Origin of the sequence: Mesorhizobium sp. M7A.F.Ca.ET.027.03.2.1, assembly GCF_003999175.1 — a bacterium.
GTDB lineage: Bacteria > Pseudomonadota > Alphaproteobacteria > Rhizobiales > Rhizobiaceae > Mesorhizobium.
The window spans coordinates 1-3,052 of sequence record NZ_RZOM01000763.1; the positions used below are offsets into that span (position 1 = coordinate 1).

2 protein-coding genes are annotated in these 3,052 nt (G+C 64.5%); both read left to right on the forward strand.

Annotated features, from left to right (window positions below):
- Positions 1–184: 184 nt before the first annotated feature.
- Positions 185–1,276, forward strand: coding sequence for a Gfo/Idh/MocA family oxidoreductase (locus EN750_RS26385; RefSeq protein ID WP_127398347.1), 1,092 nt, complete (start codon positions 185–187; stop codon positions 1,274–1,276).
- Between the two features lie 201 nt (positions 1,277–1,477).
- Positions 1,478–2,914, forward strand: a complete 1,437-nt coding sequence (locus EN750_RS26390) for an amidase (protein ID WP_127398349.1) — start codon at positions 1,478–1,480, stop codon at positions 2,912–2,914.
- Positions 2,915–3,052: the final 138 nt, after the last annotated feature.

The window sequence follows — 3,052 nt, forward strand, 5'->3', positions numbered from 1 at the left end:
GTCGTTGATGATTTCGCCAATCGCCAACATTGCGGCCAGCCCTTTCTCCCCGTCACTATACGGGGAGAAATGCCCGGCAGGGCAATGAGGGGGCGGCGCCAACCTAAGGTGATTGTCCTGGATAAACATGCGGGCGACGGCAACAGCGCCGCCCGTGATTTAATCAAGAATTTGGGAGGCAGCGGTGTCCGACAAGGTAAAAGTGCTGGTGGTGGGTCTCGGCAATATGGGTGCGTCGCATGCCAGCGCGTATCACCGGCTCGACGGTTTTGAGATCGTCGGCATTATGAGCCGCTCGATCAAGAGCAACACGAAGATTCCGGGAGAGTTAGCCGGCTACCCACTCTACGAGGATTTCGACCAGGCGCTGAAGGAAACAAAACCGGACGCGGTGTCGATCAACAGCTGGCCGAACACCCACGCCGAATATGCGCTGAAGGCAATCGCCGCCAACTGCCATGTGTTCATGGAAAAGCCGCTCGCCACCAACAATGAGGATGCCGAGAAGGTTGTCGCGGCGGCGCGGGCGAAGAACCGCAAGCTGGTGCTCGGCTATATCCTGCGCGTCCACCCGTCATGGATCAAGTTCATCGAGGTCGGGAAGACGCTCGGCAAGCCGCTGGTGATGCGGCTCAACCTCAACCAGCAGAGCAGCGGCAGCGCCTGGCACTGGCACAAGAACCTGATCGATTCGCTGATCCCGATCGTCGATTGCGGCGTCCACTATGTCGACGTCATGTGCCAGCTAACCGGCGCCAAGCCGGTGCGTGTGCATGGCATCGGCGCCAAGCTCTGGGCGGAAGCCGACAAGCAGAATTACGGCCACCTGCACGTCACCTTCGATGACGGCTCGGTCGGCTGGTACGAAGCGGGCTGGGGCCCGATGATGAGCGAGACGGCCTATTTCGTGAAGGACGTCGTCGGCCCCAAGGGCGCGGTATCGATCGTCGCCGGCCAGCAGGCGAACAGTGCTGCCGAACTGGCAGAGGTTTCGAACTCCGCCGACATCGACCGCCACACCAAGACCGATGCCCTGAAGATCCACTATGCCGCGGTCGACGGCGACAAGAATTTCTCGAAGCCCGACGAGATCGTCAGCATGGAGGACGAGCCCGGCCATCAGGAGCTCTGCGACCGCGAGCAGGCCTTCTTCCTGCGCGCTATCCGCGAGGATCTCGATTTGACCGAGCAGATGGATGCGGCGGTCAACAGCCTGCGCATCGTGCTGGCCGCCGAACAGAGCATCGCGCTGGGGCGGACCATCGACCTGGCCTGACGCAATCCGGCTGCTGGCGGCAATCGTTTCAGGCCGGCGCTGCCCCTCACCCTTACCCTCTCCCCGTGAAGAACGGGGAGAGGGGGTCGTCAGCGTTGGAGCGTCTCCCTTCTCCCCGTCACTATACGGGGAGAAGGTGCCGGCAGGCGGATGAGGGGCGGCGCCAACGTTGGCAAGATCAACGAACGACGGGAGAGAGACATGGTCACCGACAGTCTGCTGAAAACCTATGCCGAGTCCGACGCGCTCGACCTGGCCGGCCTGGTGCACAGCGGCCAGGTTTCACCGGGGGAACTGGTGGAGGCGGCGATCACGCTGGTCGAGCGGCTCAACCCGGCGCTCAATGCGGTCATCCATCGCCTCTACGACATGGCGCGGGCGCAGGCCGAGACGGTCGACACATCAGCGCCCTTCGCCGGCGTGCCGTTCCTGCTCAAGGAGCTGGCCTCGTCCTGGACCGGGGCACCGAACACCAACTCCTCATTCTACCTCAGGGATGTCGTTGCCGATTTCGACACCGAGGTGGTTCGCCGCATGAAGGCGGCCGGGCTGGTGCTGGTCGGCAAGTCGAACGCGCCGGAGAATGGCTGGTCGATCACGACGGAACCAAAACTCTACGGTGTGACGAAGAACCCGTGGAAGGAAGGCATCACGCCCGGCGGCTCGAGCGGCGGCGCTGCCGCGGCCATCGCTTCGCGCATGGTGCCGATCGCCGAGGCCAGCGATGGCGCAGGCTCGATCCGCATCCCGGCCTCCTGCTGCGGCATCGTCGGGCTGAAACCGTCGCGCGGCCGTGTCAGCCTCGCGCCGTTCGGCGACTATTGGTATGGCGGCGCGTACTTCCTGTGCTGCTCGCGCACCGTGCGCGACACCGCGGCCTATCTCGATGCGGTTGCCGGCGCACTGCCCGGCGATCCCTACACGCCGCCGGTTCCTGATAGCAGCTGGCTCAGCCTCTCGGCGCGGGCGCCAAAGAAGCTGCGCATCGGCTTTTCCGTCACGCCGCCCAACGGCACGGCGATCGATGCGGAGGTGAAGGCGGCGGTGCTGGCAACCGTGGCTGCGCTCGAGCGGCTCGGCCACGATGTCGAGGAGCACGATATGCCGCTCGACGCCAATGCTGTGTGGAAGACCTACACCAACATGACCTGCGTGCAGACGGCGGCGACGTTCGACTATCTTGAAACGGTGATCGGCCGGCCGGTGACGCCAGGCGATGTCGAGGCGGTGACTTGGGCAATCATCGAGCGCGGCCGCTCGACCAGCGGCACCAGGCACATCTCCGATGTCGAACAGCTCAGGCAGGTCGGCCGCGACATCGTCGGCGACCTCTGCGCCTACGATCTCTTCATCACCCCGACCCTGACGCAGCTGCCGCGTCCGTTCGGCTATTACGACATGTCGGAGACGGACATCGACCGCTACAACGCCAAGTGGGCGGATTCGGTGTTTGCGTTCCCCTTCAACATCTCCGGCCAGCCGGCGATCTCGCTGCCGCTCGGCTGGTCGAAAGACGGCGTGCCGATCGGCGTGCAACTGGTCGGCCGCTACGGTGACGAGGCAACGGTGCTGGCCGCGTCGGCGCAGCTGGAGCAGGAGATGCCGTGGAGCGATCGGCGGCCACCGGTGAGTGGTTAGGTGCTGGCGGATGGCGCGCGGCTTCGAGATTGGCCAAATCGCCCATCGCTTCGTCATCCTCGGGTCTCCGCGACGGAGCTTCGCTCCTGCTCCGCCCGTGGATGACGAAGGTGGGGAGGCTTCGGCCAACCTCCAGCG

What these genes read in the sequence shown, in the direction of transcription:
- EN750_RS26390 (WP_127398349.1), top strand. Translation starts at nt 1,478, where the DNA reads ATGGTCACCGACAGTCTGCTGAAAACCTATGCCGAGTCCGACGCGCTC.